This window comes from Phyllobacterium sp. CCNWLW109, assembly GCF_037203905.1.
Taxonomy (GTDB): Bacteria; Pseudomonadota; Alphaproteobacteria; order Rhizobiales; family Rhizobiaceae; genus Phyllobacterium; species Phyllobacterium ifriqiyense.
Genome location: NZ_JBBCBK010000001.1, coordinates 246,688 through 261,936, shown reverse-complemented (window position 1 = coordinate 261,936; position 15,249 = coordinate 246,688). Strand labels below are relative to the sequence as shown.

The following is a 15,249-nucleotide window of genomic DNA, read 5'->3' as shown; positions in this document are numbered from 1 at the left end:
GTTGGGCCGCGTTTGGCACCGAATAAAGGAAAGCAAGCGTTCGGCGTGCCGCCCACCCTAAGCATCACCTAGGGCTTGAGCAGTCTGCCTGCTCTTACCGCCAAATTTCGACGAGCTTAAATCCATACTGGTGCCAAACTATAGCTCGTGCCTGCACCGCAGATTGCCTAGATGGATTTTATTCGTCTGTCCAATGATCGTTACAGTTGAACTGGATTGTTGCCCGAGGCATTGCTAAATGTCGAGAAGGCTAGTTATCGCGGTTATTCGCACGTAATAGTAACGCTGAACACTTGTTGAACAGAGGAATAGGCTGATCGAAACGAACGCATTGGCACCGCTGTCCTTAGCAGACTTTAAGCAGGCGATCGAGTTAAAGCCCAACACTCTCGAGGTTCACCTCGACTTAGTGGAGCGTAATGTCGAGATCGCGGGCTGCAAGGTTCGCATCCACTGCCATTGCCTCAAGGTTGACGCCGACGGTCGCGTGAGCGTCGCCCGGCTGGCGGAGTTCATCCGAACGGCGGTCATCGACTATGCAATCCCGCATGAAGCCCGTCAGCGCGCGAAGGAGCGGGACGATCGAGAAGGTGGCTTCGCAGCCACGATTGAACTCTATCATCGCGCGGTTGGTACGTTCACCGATCTGAAAACGTCCGGCGAGGGAGGCGAGCTTCTTCTTTACCTGCTTGCCGAGCGCTTCCTAGGCCTGCCGCAGATCCTTTGCAAGATGTCGCTCAAGACCAGTGCGCAAGTGCATTACCATGGCGCCGACGGCGTATACGCAAACGTCGACGAGGATGGCATACTTAATATGTACTGGGGCGAGTCGAAGATCCATTCGGATCCGACTAGGGCGATCCGCGAATGCCTTAGCTCGTTGAAGCCGTTTCTCGACGAGGAAGAGGGAGAGGCGGCAAGCCGGGAACGTGATCTCGTGTTGCTCAGTGAGCGAGCCGATCTCGGAAAACCCGAACTCAACGCTTCGTTGCGCCGGTTCTTCGATCAGACGGACCCACTCGTGAAGAGGAAGCGATATCGCGCGGTCGCCCTGGTCGGCTTCGACAGCGATGATTATCCCACCGCTGGCGGGAAGTGTGGCGCGAACGATATCGTGGACGCGTCGAGGAAGGCGCTCAACAAGTGGTCCAAAAATGTTGGGAACCGTCTAGCCATCGAAAAGCTGACCGACTGCCAGATAGAATTCCTCTGTCTGCCGCTTCCTGACGCTGAGGCGTTCCGCACCGCCGTACTAGCATCTTTGGGATTGGCTAAGTGACCGAGGAAGAACTCATAGACTGGCTATTGGCCGAAGGTGTGGCCGCCGATCTTGGCCTCTTGTCGCGGGTCAATGCGTTACAAGAGCTCGCAAACGTGGAACCGCTGGAGTCCATCAGCAAAACGTTGACAGCCATAGATTGGAACCGACTACTGCTCGCCGGAAGTATTCTCGCCCGCTCGGAAAGTCGGCGTCCGTGCGAGGCAGCGCTTCTGATCGCGACCTCCGCGATGACGCTGGCGGAGCGAGGTCCGATGAGGGATGCGGCAGCATTACTGTTCGAGCAATTGTCGAACAGACAGGCGGTTTTGCTTGCGCAGCGGCGGAATGAGGTCGGGTTAGGTCTGGATGCACGCCTAGGTGTCGGTGCCCGGCTGGAGTTGACGCGGAACCGCCTCAAGAACTCCGTGGTACTTGAGACAAACGGGCGGCTGATGGAGGTCAACGCATTCCAGCGCTCCTTCTGGACCGGTGCGGGTGACGATGGGAGCTGGGTGTCAGCCTCGGCACCGACCGCATGCGGGAAGACATATCTTGTGCTTCAATGGTTGTTGGACCAGGTGCGAGCGAACCGAGCTCGAATGGTGGTATACCTCGCTCCGACTCGAGCGCTGGTGAGCGAGACCGAAACGAATCTCCGCAGCATGATGGGAAGTGTAGGCATCGGCGCGGATGAAATGCGAGTCAGCTCACTGCCACTGACAGACGAGTATTTAGCTATGCGGGACGGCGGTCCCCCGCTGATCACTGTATTCACCCAAGAGCGACTACACCTCTTTGCCAATGCGCTAACCGACGAGATGGAAATAGACCTGATGGTGGTCGACGAAGCCCACAAGATTGGTGACAGCAAACGAGGCGTGATCTTGCAGGACGCGATCGAGCGCGTGGTGCGGGCAAGCCCTAAGGTCCGGGCAGTCTTCATTAGTCCAGCGACGCAGAACCCGCAGACCTTACTGGAAGACGCTCCGGAGTCCGCCACTCGCCGCGTTGTCGAAAGCGATGCCCCGACAGTGTTGCAGAACGTTCTGTTCGCTCGGCAAGTCAAGCGCCAAACGACAAAGTACCAACTGGCGGTCCGGCGCGGCGACGAGCCTGACGACGTGGGCATCCTTAACCTGCCGGACCGTCCGATAGGCCTTCGGAAGAGGGTGGCATTCATTGCCGAGGCTCTTACAGGTCAGCGGTCAGGCACCTTGATCTACGCCAACGGTGCAGACGAGGCGGAGAAGATAGCGTTTTTGCTTAACCAGGGTTCGCGCTGGGGCGCTGTCGACCCGGAGTTAGCGGCCCTCGCCGATCTCTCAAGAAAGGGGGTGCATCAAGACTACCTGCTCGCTCCGCTAGTTGAGCGTGGTGTCGCATTTCACTATGGCAACATGCCGTCCCTGTTGCGTTCGGAGATCGAGCGGCTCTTCAAGTCCGGTAAAATCCGCTTCCTGGTGTGCACATCGACCCTCATCGAGGGTGTCAATCTCTCGTGCCGAATGATCGTGCTCCGCGGCCCAAGGAAGGGAAGTGGCAAGCATATGTTGGCGCATGACTTCTGGAATTTGGCCGGTCGTGCGGGTCGGTGGGGGGACGAATTCCAGGGCAAAATCGTTTGCATAGACCCCCACGACGAAGAAGCATGGCCGATAGGAGTACCAAAGCGTGCGCGTTACGAAATCAAGCGCGAGACAGACGCGGTGATGGAGGCGCCGGAAGAGATTCTTGGCTTTTTGAGAGAGCGTGCAAACCTGTCTATAGATGATGTAGGCCGTGATTCCAAGCTCGAACAGGTCTCTTCGTATCTCATTTCGACATTTCTGCGTTCTGGCTCCGTCTCCGACGCCGCGTTCGCAAAGCGACACGATCCGATATTTGTTGCGGAACTGGAGGTAGTGCTCGCTAAACTGTGTGAGGCCATTAAATTGCCTCCGACACTGGTCGCACGGCATCCAGGCGTCAGTGCAATCGGAATGCAATCACTTCTGGAGTTTTTCGGTCGGCATCCGGGCGAGCCTGAGGACTTGATCCTCGCGGCCACCGAGGACGACGAGGCTGTTGCTTCCATGATGTTCGTCATGAAGGCGATCAACGACCACCTCTACCCAGGCTTCAAGCCGGATGGGCTGATTTACGGTCATGCGGTGACCGTTCAGCGATGGCTCCGCGGTTGGTCTCTCGCCCGTATGATCAAGGCACGCATCGACAACCTCAAGCGAAACGGGAACGCTGTCGTCGTCCAGCAGGTATGCCGCCAGACGATGGAGATGGTCGAGCAGACCGCGCGCTTTGCCGCTCCGAAGTACATCGCCGCATACATGGATGTCTTGAAGGTCCACTTGAATAGCGTGGGACGATCCGATCTCCTGCGGGACAGCTTCGACATTGGACTAGCTCTAGAGTTCGGCATCTCGACTAAGACGCTGCTCTCGCTGATGGAGTTGGGCCTTTCGAGGATGAGCGCCGTCGCGTTGTACGAGGTGGTAGCGGTGGACGATTTGGACCAAGACGCGTGTCGCGATTGGATGCGTGCCAACGCAGACGCTTTGGACGGTGCCGGGATCCCTTCCATCATAGTGCGGGAGTTGCGCGAGAAGTTACTCGGCGAGACACCCTTAGTTCGCCCGCCGGAACAAACTGCGTAGCAGTTGGCCCTTATGAAAACCGAACCGACGGCGTGTAGGTTTGGACAAAGAGTGTGGTACTCTCACGGAAATGGAGGTCGGCTATGGGCAAAGCACGGCGGATTTCGCTCGCCACGCGGTCGTTTGATAAGGTTGGAGACGCTACGGCGTTCTTCACAGCCATTCTAAACCGCTATGAAATCGGCGAACGAGTCAGCGTCAAAGACGCAGCTGATTTGTCTGCACTACTTGATCGCCACGATGAGATTGAAGAAAAGCTTGGAACTGGCATTGCGGGCTTCGAGGTAGACACCCCGCCAAAAGACGTCCCACAATTTTCAAAGAGATGCTTTTGGGTAGTCAGAAGCGATGGCAGCAAAATCGACTTTTCGATCGGCCATTGCCTCGAGGCAAAACCATATGACTGATGGGGCGGCGCAGGGTATAACGGGTCAGGAAATAAACAACGACGATTTCAGCAACTGATGCCGGCGGCCTTAACCGGCCGCAATTTCAGAATGCGTCCGTCGTCAGTCGCCCAAACCAAACTTTAGCCTCCCTGCTGCGCTTTGCGTCGAAGCGAATGATGTGCGCAGTGGGTTTCTTGGTATTGCCCCAAGGTGACAAAAGTTGGCTGTCACTGATCGTTGCTAGGCTTGCCTGTACGTGCGCAGCTTTTATAAGCGTTATAAAGCGCCGGATTTCCGAACTTGAGCCAGCTGGTGGCCCCACGTGCGACCGATCAGATCAAGAATTATTCCCCTCCCGGCCCGGTTCGTCCGTCAAATAGGAACTCGAAAACTTGAACTCCTGTTTTATGAAATAGCGAGCAAGATGCTGCATAATTTTTGAAGCATTCAACAGGCGACGGGATTCTTCCGCTCCATCAGGATCGGAAGGCACGTCTCTAGCCGCATGCGCAGTTGCCACACGGCAGTTTCGGTAAACATAGGTTCCTACATCGACATTTTCCTGCACCCGGTCCGCCTCAAAGGCTTGTAGCGCACTTTCCAAAATGAATGGCTTGACGCTGGGAAATACACTATTGACCCAGTCCGTCACCGGTTTCCTGGTGTCGTAGCGGGTCTCAAACACCCGAAAAAAGCTAAGCACCGCGTGACTGGCCAGCCCGACCGAGTAAGCATTCAAGCCATCCCGGTAATAGGCCAGGCAGCGCATTAAATCTTCATCATTTGAGAGTGTCCGATAAAAAAGCCACTCGTGCATGGTCATGAGTGCCAAATCCTGCCTGGGCACGGGCACAGGAATAGAGTTGCCGGACCAGCCTTCATGCAGAGAGGCAGGCTGGTTATCGCACCAGCTCATTACACTCAACATGCGGTTTATAAGCGTTCGCGCGGTGTCTGCCGATATTCGTTCACGAGCAAGATCGATGCTGATGGAATGCGAATGCTCTTTGGTTTTCGGGAACAGAACGAAATGGTGTCCGCCGAATTCCATTCTGGTTGGTTCCTTTGGCCACGTGACTTGCGCGTCGACACGCAAGTTCAGGAAGTGTGACGATTGGCCAGCCCCCAGTCTCCGGTGAAATTCAGCCTTCTCCTCTTCCGTCTCATATTCGCGCCAATCGGTTTTCAGTGGCCGGTCTAGCTGTCTCGAGACCGAAACCGTTCGTGACAGGTCCCGAAAGAAGTTTGGCCCCAACGACCGTTCGATGGCCGTTAGCCGGTCGAGTTTATCGTGATCATAGCCTTTTTCCGCGCCGGGTTGGAAGAGGCTGACCGCGTACTTTGAGACGAACGAAACCGTCTTCGTCTCATTGTTTTCCCTAAAACGAAGCACCGCTACGTATTCATCGTCGCCGAAATCGCGCTCGACGGATAGCGTAAGACGTTGGAGACTAGACCTGTCACCCGCTGGCCCGACGAGTACGGCGATGGTATCGTTCAGCGTCGCGGCGCTTTTAAATGACGCATTTACACCCCCAACCGTGTGCAGGTTTCCCAAGATCAGTGAGGCATGGCCAGCATAACCTGGTGCAGGATGGGCGAAACCAAGTACCGCGCTTGCGATCTGTTCATTTGAGAGTCTAACAGCCGCATTCTGTCTTCCCCTAGGGAGCAGATTATGTCCCCTGAGGCTCTCAAAACGTTTTCGCGTCTGATCGAGCGAGCCGCGTTCAGCGAGCCTCTCGTGAAGCCAAATCATTAGTTCGCGCGCATACATTTGTGCAGGATACCTTAATCGAATCGAAGCCGTCCATTCTACATCGCAGCAGCTTCAAATACCTGCAAAGAGTCAGATGGAGGTGGATGCCCCTTGAAAGGAGCCGAAATGTGGACCTCGTTAACAGCGGAAATCAGTCACCGCCGCATAGGACCACTAGCCGTAAAGCACACTCCGCACTTGGGCTACGAAATCATCGATTAGCCGCGGGTCAGCTAGACTCTCCATCACCGACGGTCGACTGTCTCCAACCTCGTTAGCCATGCCAGGCCGTGGCCACTCCTCCATTTCGTCTAGATTCTCGATCGCGAGCGTGATCGCAAAAGGCCCTACGACTCGTGCCTCCAAAAGAAAATCTGAAATTGAAGCGATAAAACGCCCGAGGTTTTCGCGGAAAGCCGCCATGTCCGGCCGCTCTCTCGTAAAATCGAATGGGTGTTTGACCCAGCCGAGAATGTGCCAATCGGTGGCGACGAACAGGCGCTCATGTGTCGATGCGGCCTCGAACCCTCCTCCGCACCCCCTGAGCCGTGGGTACCAGCCGCCGTTGAACGCAGCGACGGCTGGCTGCGATAGTTTCGAAGGGTCGTAGCGTGGACGAGATCTATCGTAGTGTTGCCGCGGCAGGATTCCGAACAATAAACGAGGTCCTGCATCTTCGTTGTCAGATCGGAATGACAGGCTGCCCATTGGACCGGGAGAAAGCAGCTTCACGCTACTGAGATTGTCTTCTGCCAGTAAGTCGCGCCGGAAAACGTCGAATAACCGGGTAAGATCGGTCTCCATCCTCTCGAAGTCTGCGAAATGCTCTCTGATCTCGGGTACGGTCAGAACCCTGTTTCGTGCGCCAGCCCGCACGTAGAAAGCGCCCGACATTGCATTCTGGTAGGGCTTGCGCCAATGCGGGGGCACTTGGACGTCCAAGACAAAGCCGCCCGGAACGTCGATCGGGACAATGTTAACCTTCGTGGGGAGCGGAACAATAGTTGACTGGATAACCTGAAGGTAGCGGTTACAAATCTTCTCCCGATCACCGCTCATTGGCACAAACTTATCCCAAACACCATCCGCTTCCTCAACTCCGATGATCAAGTGACCGCCTTCGCCATTGAGAAAGGCGACGACATCGTCGATGAAGCGCTCTTTGGCGGACTTCGCACCCCCTGGGTATTTCTTGTCGAGGTCGACCTCTCGTTTAAAATCGTAGAATGTCCCTTCGGCTATTCTCCTGCTCTCTATCGTGTCTCTGGTTGGCGCCTCTGTCATTGTATCAGTCTCCTCCACGATACGTCCCGCATGTGCAAATTACGTTGTGCCAAAGGCAGCACACGGCGCTCGGAATTTAATGAGGTTATCCCGAAAATATAAGTAACCCTATCACACGAATATATCCAAGTGACGTACAGAGGACGGCAAGCTTCTGAACTTGGGCAAGAAAACGGCGAACAAACCTGGCGGATGGCGGCGGTGCCTGGTTTAGAACTGGATGATCGCATTATCACGTGAAAGCCCATTGGTGAATACTTCGCTGGACGATTGGCAATGATCCACTGATAATTCCAGCGACTTGCCATCTTACCCGTGACGCATTGCTTGGGACGTGCGAGTGTCGCGTTCAGTCCGCTCTCGCTTCCACCCCTAGGTTTCATGCCTTTTCGTTTCATCCACACCGCTGACATTCATCTGGATTCGCCATTGCGTTCATTGTCGCTGCGCAATCCGGATTTGGCCGGCTTGATCGGCGACGCCACGCGCCAGGCGTTGGTGGCGATCGTCGATCTGTGCCTCGAAGAACAGGTCGACGCGCTGATTATTGCGGGTGATCTTTACGACGGCGATCAGACGTCCATGAAAACCGCGCGGTTTCTGGCAACGCAAATGCAGCGGCTGCATGAGGCCGGCATCAGCGTTTATAAGATCCGCGGCAATCACGATGCGCTGTCGAGAATAACGCAGGAACTGGTTCTGCCGCCGTCGGTGAAAATCTTTGGTGCCCGCGCCGAGGCGATTGAGCTGCGGCACAATGGTTCTGATATTGCCATCCATGGTCTGAGCTTTGCCAAACCGCAGGCCCCGGACAGCCTTCTGCCGAAATACAAACCACCTCTCCCCGACGCTGTAAATATCGGGATCATGCACACCAGTCTTGCCGGTGCTCCCGGTCATGACCTGTATGGTCCGTGTAACGTTGCTGATCTGCACAGCTCAGGCTTCGATTATTGGGCGCTCGGCCACATCCATCAACGTTCGCAGCATACCGGAGAGCGGACCGTCATAATGCCGGGCATGCCGCAGGGTCGTGACATCAACGAAGCGGGCGAAAAGACCGTTTCCTTGGTGACGATCGGCGATGATCGCTCGATTTCCATCGAAGAGCGATTGACGAGCATTGCCCAATTCGAACGCCTGACCATTGATGTATCAAACGCAACCGAGTGGCGAGACATCGTCGGCGCGATAGAAACTGCTCTGGTTGAGAAGCGTCACGGCACGCGGTCGGAGCACCTGGTCGGGCGCCTCAAACTTGTCGGCAATACACCGCTCGCCTGGCAATTGCGCCGCGATGCCGATTTGCTTCTTGCCGAAGCCGAACAGCGGGCACAGGGGATTGGCCGGACTTGGGTAGAGAAAATCGATCTAGCCGTTCAACCAACGGATAGTACGCAAAGCGCGTCCATCGCCGATCCCTTGGTTGAACTTGGCGAGTTGATGCAGTCGGAGGTTATGACCTCCCATGGTTTTCGCGAAGAGATCCGGCAGATGGTCAAGGATCTGCTCGATGACTTGCCGCCGGACAGCCGCAAGTTTGTCGGCAGCAGCGAGGCTGAATTCGAACATTTCGTCGACGATCTCATGACGCAAAGCGGCGATGAGATCATTGCCCGCCTCAAAGCTCCGGCAAGAGAGGCTCAGTGATGCGGCTTCGGAAGCTTGATCTGACACGCTATGGCAAGTTCACTGACCACTCACTTGATTTCGGCGCGGCTGTGGCTGGTTCACCGGATCTGCATGTTGTCTATGGTTTGAACGAGGCCGGCAAATCGACGGCATTTGCCGCCTATCTTGATTTCCTCTTCGGCATTGAGGAGCGCAGCCGCTTTAATTTTCTGCATCCCTACCCTGCGATGCAAATTGGTGCTTCCGTTGAATTTGATGGAACCGAACACAAATTCGTCCGGGTCAAGCAAAGGACAAATTCACTGCTCGATGAGCATGGGCAACTGGTCAATGACGCGGTCCTCAGCGCACCGCTTGCCGGCCTCAGCCGCGATGCATATCGCACCATGTTCTCGCTCGATGAAAAATCCCTGGAAGAAGGTGGCAATGCCATCATTCAAAGCAAGGGCGATCTTGGCGAAATGCTTTTTTCGGCAAGCGCTGGGCTGGCAGGCCTCAGCCAAACGTTGACGGCCACGACGGAAGCAGCAAACCTTATTTACAAGAAGCGAGGACGCACGACACAGCTTGCGGAATCGAAACAAGCGCTTGCTGATCTAAAAGCCCAAAGGGATGAGGTCGACACGCTGGCTTCCGCATATTCAAACCTCGTTGCCACCAGCAAGCAGGCTCAATCTGCCTATGATGAAGCGACGAGCGATCTTGCAACCAGCCGCACAAGACACAATGAGCTTTCGCGGATCATGCGCGCCCTCCCCCTTGCCGGCGAGCATGCCCAGGTGAAGAGCAAGCTTGCCGGTTTTGCACAACTGCCTCATCCGCCAAAAGAATGGGTTTCAGAACTCCCGCAACTGACAAGAGATCAAACCAGGATTCAGACGCAGATCGACGGTGTCGAAAAAGAACTCTCGCGGTTACAGGGAGAGATCGATCTTATCATTGTTGACGAGCAGCTCAGACATCTTGCCGATCGCATTGTTGCATCGGAGGACGGTCGTGCACGTTTTCGCACGGCAGAAAACGATCTGCCGCGGCGGCGGGCGGCTTTGGCAGAACAGGAAGCCGCGCTGTCCGCTGTCCTCATTGCACTTGAGCAGCGTGGCAACCCGAACCCGGAAGGGCTTCTCTTGCCTGCAACGGTGGTTGGAAGCCTACGCGAGCTGATCGAAACCCGCTCGGGCATCGACGCGATGCTGCAAACCACAACGCGCGAGTTGGCAAAAGCCCGACAGCTTCTTGAGCGGGCAGAAGAAGAAAATACCAAATTTACCGCTTCTGCCGGTGTCATCGATGAAGCGGCAACAACAGCCATTGAAACGGCTCTGACTAGGTTGCAGCGCAGTGATCATCAGGCGCGATTGCGCGTGGCCGAACGCAATCGCGGTCCCCTGTCCCTGAACTACGACAATCTTTTAAGCAGCCTGCAGCCATGGTCCGGCGATGCATCAGATCTTCGATCGATTGTTACGCCCGAACCAAGACAGATCGAATCCTGGCATAGTGAAGCGTTGCAAATTGACAAGCGGCTCAATGCCCATAAGGACCGTCTACGCGATCTGGTAACCAGCCAAAGAGATGCCCGGGCGCGTATCGAGGCGATACGGACCTCCGCTGGCATTACCGATGACACTGAGGTTCGCCAAACCCGAATGGCGAGGACCGAGGCTTGGGAGGAACATCGCAAACATCTTTCCGTCGCAACGGCTGAAGTCTTCGAGCAGAAAATGCGAGCGGATGATGAGATCAACGAAACGCGTCTTGCGCACTCGCGCGACGTGGCCGAGCTGCGGCAGTTGACACAGACGCTTTCAATAAACTACGCAGCCAACGTGCGCGAGGAAGAGCTTTTGGCGGAGGCCGAGGCGGACCGTGCACACCTTTCCAGCCGTATTCGCGCAGCGGTGCCGCCGGCCATCCATGTCTCTGTCGACGACACGGTGGAAGACCTGCTCGCGCGTCTCGATCGTTGGAGCAATGGCCGAACGGCAACGCTTCTTGCATGGGATGTCCTGCAGCAAGTGGAAAGCGATATCAGACAGTCAAAGGCTGAACTCGATAGTGAGGTCGCTGCACTCGTTGAAGCAATGCGTATGGCGAGTATAGAAGATGTTGAGGCGAAGTCTTCGGACGCACTGATGCAGGCAGCGAGCACGCTCCTTTCGCAAGCCCACGATCTTCGCTCCGGGATAGCCGCCGCGGCAACCAATCTGGCTGCCCGCCAAAACGAGTTGGCCGAGCGTCAGCGCGATTTCAATGATGCTGACACAGCTGCGAAGGTCTGGGACAGCAGCTGGGAGGATGCTCTTGCGAAAACATGGTTCGGAGCATCTCATCTAAGCGTCGCGCAAGTGCGCGAGATCCTCAAAGTTCTCGCCGACCTGCCAGCTGCTTTGCGGGAGCGCGATCAGATGGCGCAGCGTATCTTCACTATGGAGGAAGATCAAAATGCATTTCGTGCCGAGGTTGGTGAGATTCTAAGTGAGCTCGGACAGGCTTTTGATCCGGCACAGTGCCTTTCAGCAGCGGAAGCCCTGACGAAAAAGGTGGAAGCTGCGCAGCAGGCACAGCAGATCCATTCCTTAAAAACTGAAGAGAAGACGCGCCTTTCTGACAATCTGCGCAAGCTTGAACAGGAACTGGCGATTCATGATGCTCGCAAATCCGAACTCACCGGGTTCTTTGGTGTCGAAACTCTATCCGATGTCAGCATTCATCTGGAACAGGTGGCTGAAAAGCAAAGACTTGAGCGCCGCCTTACGGATCTGGCCGACCAGATCGTTCGCGAACTACGGGTGTCAACCTTTGAAGAGGCTGAAGCTCTTCTCGGCGGTGTCGATATCTCCGCGGTCGAGACTGAGGCGGGAGAACGCTCTGCCAGAATGGACGATCTGGAAGAGAGAACCAAGCTGCTCTTTGCCGATCTGACCCGGGCCAAAGACAAGCTTGAGCAGGTGGGAGGGGATGATACAGCTGCGAGGATCGAAGCTCAGCGACGGACCATCTTTCTGGAAATCGAGGATCTGGCGCAAAAGTACCTGCGCCTGAAAACCGGAACCATGGCGGCTGAGAGCGCTTTGCATCTCTACCGGGACAAGCATCGCAGCTCAATGATGAACCGGGCCTCGAAAGCGTTCAGCCTGATCACCCGCGGTGAATATTCAGGTCTTTCCGCCAAACCGGAAAAAGACAAGGAAATTCTTATCGGCGTCCCGAAATCCGGCGGCTCAAAAATGTCCGATGCTATGTCGACAGGAACGCAATTCCAACTCTATCTTGCGCTGCGTCTTGCGGGATATCAGGAGTTTGCACAGGTCCGCCCATCGGTTCCGTTCGTTGCCGATGATATTATGGAAACCTTCGATGAGCCGAGATCTGAGGAAGTTTTCCGCCTTTTGTCCGAGATGGCGAAAATTGGCCAAGTGATCTATCTCACCCACCACAGGCATCTTTGCGACATTGCGCAAAAAGTGGTGCCTTCGGTACGGATTCATGAAATAGGGACTTAATTGCAATTGCCAGAAATAGGAACTGCCGACAACTCTTAACCAGCGAACAAATTGTCAGCCATAAAATCCACGAAAACCCGGATTTTCGGCGACAAATAACGGCTCGTTGGCCAAAGCACACGGAATATGCCTGCCTCTGCTGTAAAGTCATCGAGGACCGCAGTCAGCTTGCCATCGGCTATCTGAGTGTCAACTGCGAAACTCGGAAGGCAGGTAATGCCAAAGCCGCGCTCCGCAAGATGGATCAGGGGTTCCAAAGTGCTGGCGACAGTTGTTGTCGGCAGTGAAATACGCAGCTCTTTACCCTGTCTCGTCAACGGCCATGGTTCAAGCTTGCCTGAATTGGCGTATCGGTGATGCATGCAGTGATGAAGCAGCAGGTCTTCCGGGATTTGGGGAGTGCCTCGTTCGTTCAGATAGTCGGGCGAAGCCACGATGCGGTGACGAAATACACCAAGCTTGCGGCTCATCAAGCGAGTGTCACGAACGTCACCCGTGCGAACAACCGCATCAAAGCCTTCCTCAATCACATCAACAAGGCGATCCGTGAAATCGAGATCCAGCTTGATGTCAGGGAAAGTCCGCATGAACGCGGATATTGCCGGCATCAGCAACATTCCCGTCAGCGGAAAGCTCACTCTTAGAACGCCGCGAGGTATGTTGTGAGACTTCGAAAGCTGCGCCTGCGCTGCATCCAGGTCAGACAATATTTTACGACAAGTATCGAGAAAGAAACTCCCTTCCTCTGTCAAAGTCATGCTTCGCGTCGAGCGATGGAATAGGCGCACGCCCAACTCACGCTCGAGACGTCCGATTGCTTTGCCAACTGCGGAACCTGACAGACCCAGCCGATGCGATGCGGCGATAAAACTACCTGCTTCTGCCGTTTGCACGAAAATACCAAGCGTCCCGAGCTTATCCATAGTGTCTCTCTATTGCGGAATTTTTTTCCGTTCACATCCGAATACGCGCCTGTTTATCTCCTATCGCGGCGCGGATATCCAGTGAGGCGCGGCCATTTTCGCCAATTGTCACACAAAGGATTTCACATGGATATCAAGCTGCTTGCCGGATTCGCCAATGCGCCGGAGCCTACTACGTTTATTGTCAACGTCATTCACGCCCATCCGGGCAAACAGGATGAAGCGTTCCGGATTATCCAGGATGTCGTGCATTATGTTGCACAGAGAAAGGCCGGATTTCTGTGGAGCAATCTTGCCAAGAGCACAGACGGGCTGACCGTCGTCAATATCGAAGCTATCCAAGGTGCCGGAAATGTTGACGAATTTTTCTCCGACCCGGTCTTCGTTGAAAAGTTCCGCAAGCTTGACGATGTTTCGACAAGCGAGTTCCATACCTACACGGTGGGTGATCTGGTTCTTCCAAAGCTTGGAGAGGCAGGCTGATCACCATGCCTCATTCCTTTTCGGACGACCAAACAGTGAACGCCCGGCCGAGTTCGTCTGGCTTTCCCACGGCAGCTCTGCTGGCACTTGCCATGGCCGGCTTCATCACCATACTGACGGAAGCACTACCGGCAGGACTTCTGCCGCAGATGGGTTCCGATCTGGACGTTAGTTCTTCCGCTGTCGGTCAGCTCGTTACAATATATGCCATCGGCTCGCTTGTAGCGGCAATCCCGCTCACGGCGGCAACCCAACGTTTTCGGCGCAAGCCGCTTCTCCTTTACGCCATCGCCGGTTTTGCTCTGGTCAACACAGTGACGGCAATCACCGCAAGCTACGGTATCATGCTGGCAGCACGTTTCTTCGCAGGTGTTTCGGCTGGCCTGCTGTGGGCCTTGATCGCCGGATATGCAGCCAGCATGGTCCCGGACCAGTTAAAGGGCCGTGCCATTGCAGTTGCTATGGTGGGCACGCCACTCGCATTGTCACTCGGCATTCCCGCCGGAACCCTCATAGGGACAACCATTGGCTGGCGAAGTACATTCGCAATCATGACTGGGCTGACCATTGTCCTCATCGGATGGGTTTGGGCTAAAGTACCCGATTTTCCAGGTACCTCGGCCAATGAGCGGGCATCGATTGCGGGGACATTGGCAATTATTGGTATCAAGCCGATTTTGATTGTGACACTACTCTTCGTTCTAGCGCACAACATCCTTTATACCTATATCGCTCCGCTTGTCCTTCCTTCTGGACTAAATCAGAAACTCGATATTGTTCTCTTGCTTTTTGGAACATCAGCAATCGCGGGAATAGTGATCGTCGGATATCTGGTTAGTCAGTGGCTGCGGGTGCTTGTTCTTGCCAGCATAGTGCTCTTCGCCGTAGCTGCGTTCATATTTGGCAGCTGGGGCAACCTGGCGCAGATGTTCTGGTTGGCTACGGCCCTATGGGGCCTGGCTTTCGGCGGGGCCGCGACGCTGTTCCAGACAGCAGCGGCCACGACCTCTGGACAGGCTTCGGCGGTCGCGCAATCCATGATCGTGACAGCCTGGAATCTGGCAATCGCTTGTGGTGGTTTTTTTGGCGGCCTCCTGCTCGACAACTCTGGGGTAACCTGGTTGCCATGGTCTGTTTTGGTTCTGTTGATACTGGCTTTCATCGTGGCGTTCCTGGCGAGAACTGCAGGATTCCCGCCTCGCCGGGAAGACTCGTGACCCTATCTTTGGTCCAGATGGAGTGGCCCTTCTGAACGCGCGGCCCACACGCTTTTACCAATCACTAAAACAGCATGCGGTGATAAATGCATTCGCGTCGGATCCCCTGCCGTCCCCCATAATAGTTCTCCATGTTTTTTGTTA

At 55.3% G+C, this 15,249-nt stretch carries 10 protein-coding genes; 7 read left to right on the top strand and 3 right to left on the bottom strand.

Annotated elements, in window-relative coordinates; genetic code table 11:
- The first annotated feature begins 331 nt into the window (after positions 1-331).
- From V9K92_RS01225 to V9K92_RS01215, 3 genes are all read left to right on the top strand, one after another.
- Complete coding sequence (locus V9K92_RS01225) at positions 332-1,279, top strand: HamA C-terminal domain-containing protein (protein ID WP_337352953.1); 948 nt, start codon at positions 332-334, stop codon at positions 1,277-1,279.
- Positions 1,276-3,912, top strand: coding sequence for a DEAD/DEAH box helicase (locus tag V9K92_RS01220; RefSeq protein ID WP_337352952.1), 2,637 nt, complete (start codon positions 1,276-1,278; stop codon positions 3,910-3,912). Before V9K92_RS01225 ends, V9K92_RS01220 begins: the two co-directional genes overlap by 4 nt.
- Positions 3,913-3,995: 83 nt before the next feature.
- The gene (locus tag V9K92_RS01215) at positions 3,996-4,319 is read left to right on the top strand and encodes a DCL family protein (protein WP_337352951.1); all 324 of its coding nucleotides are present in this window, start codon (positions 3,996-3,998) and stop codon (positions 4,317-4,319) included.
- A 319-nt stretch (positions 4,320-4,638) separates the two neighbouring features.
- Here V9K92_RS01215 and mauJ read toward each other — a convergent pair whose 3' ends face one another.
- Together mauJ and V9K92_RS01205 are read right to left on the bottom strand one after the other, a co-directional pair.
- Positions 4,639-6,078 (bottom strand): methylamine utilization protein MauJ, encoded by a 1,440-nt coding sequence (gene mauJ, locus V9K92_RS01210; RefSeq protein ID WP_337352950.1) that lies wholly within the window; start codon positions 6,076-6,078, stop codon positions 4,639-4,641.
- A 156-nt stretch (positions 6,079-6,234) separates the two neighbouring features.
- Positions 6,235-7,344 carry an AlbA family DNA-binding domain-containing protein gene (locus tag V9K92_RS01205; RefSeq protein WP_337352949.1) on the bottom strand — a complete coding sequence of 370 codons (1,110 nt, stop codon included), beginning with the start codon at positions 7,342-7,344 and terminating at the stop codon, positions 6,235-6,237.
- Positions 7,345-7,725: 381 nt separating this feature from the next.
- Between V9K92_RS01205 and V9K92_RS01200 the strand changes: the two genes are divergently transcribed.
- Together V9K92_RS01200 and V9K92_RS01195 are read left to right on the top strand one after the other, a co-directional pair.
- Complete coding sequence (locus V9K92_RS01200; protein WP_337352948.1) at positions 7,726-8,994, top strand: metallophosphoesterase family protein; 1,269 nt, start codon at positions 7,726-7,728, stop codon at positions 8,992-8,994.
- Positions 8,994-12,482 carry an ATP-binding protein gene (locus tag V9K92_RS01195; RefSeq protein WP_337353481.1) on the top strand — a complete coding sequence of 1,163 codons (3,489 nt, stop codon included), beginning with the start codon at positions 8,994-8,996 and terminating at the stop codon, positions 12,480-12,482. The genes V9K92_RS01200 and V9K92_RS01195 overlap by 1 nt, the downstream gene beginning before the upstream one ends.
- Before the next feature lie 35 nt (positions 12,483-12,517).
- On the opposite strand, the gene V9K92_RS01190 is transcribed toward V9K92_RS01195, so the two are convergent.
- Positions 12,518-13,405 (bottom strand): LysR family transcriptional regulator, encoded by an 888-nt coding sequence (locus V9K92_RS01190; RefSeq protein ID WP_337352947.1) that lies wholly within the window; start codon positions 13,403-13,405, stop codon positions 12,518-12,520.
- A 126-nt stretch (positions 13,406-13,531) separates the two neighbouring features.
- On the opposite strand from V9K92_RS01190, the gene V9K92_RS01185 reads away from it, so the two are divergent.
- Positions 13,532-13,888 (top strand): antibiotic biosynthesis monooxygenase, encoded by a 357-nt coding sequence (locus V9K92_RS01185; RefSeq protein WP_337352946.1) that lies wholly within the window; start codon positions 13,532-13,534, stop codon positions 13,886-13,888.
- Between the two features lie 5 nt (positions 13,889-13,893).
- On the top strand, positions 13,894-15,105 hold the full coding sequence (locus tag V9K92_RS01180; protein WP_337352945.1) for an MFS transporter: 1,212 nt from the start codon (positions 13,894-13,896) through the stop codon (positions 15,103-15,105).
- Positions 15,106-15,249 lie beyond the last annotated feature (144 nt).

What these genes read in the sequence shown, in the direction of transcription:
- V9K92_RS01215 (WP_337352951.1), top strand. Translation starts at nt 3,996, where the DNA reads ATGGGCAAAGCACGGCGGATTTCGCTCGCCACGCGGTCGTTTGATAAG.
- mauJ (WP_337352950.1), bottom strand. Translation starts at nt 6,078, where the DNA reads ATGTATGCGCGCGAACTAATGATTTGGCTTCACGAGAGGCTCGCTGAA.
- V9K92_RS01205 (WP_337352949.1), bottom strand. Translation starts at nt 7,344, where the DNA reads ATGACAGAGGCGCCAACCAGAGACACGATAGAGAGCAGGAGAATAGCC.
- V9K92_RS01200 (WP_337352948.1), top strand. Translation starts at nt 7,726, where the DNA reads ATGCCTTTTCGTTTCATCCACACCGCTGACATTCATCTGGATTCGCCA.
- V9K92_RS01195 (WP_337353481.1), top strand. Translation starts at nt 8,994, where the DNA reads ATGCGGCTTCGGAAGCTTGATCTGACACGCTATGGCAAGTTCACTGAC.
- V9K92_RS01190 (WP_337352947.1), bottom strand. Translation starts at nt 13,405, where the DNA reads ATGGATAAGCTCGGGACGCTTGGTATTTTCGTGCAAACGGCAGAAGCA.
- V9K92_RS01185 (WP_337352946.1), top strand. Translation starts at nt 13,532, where the DNA reads ATGGATATCAAGCTGCTTGCCGGATTCGCCAATGCGCCGGAGCCTACT.
- V9K92_RS01180 (WP_337352945.1), top strand. Translation starts at nt 13,894, where the DNA reads ATGCCTCATTCCTTTTCGGACGACCAAACAGTGAACGCCCGGCCGAGT.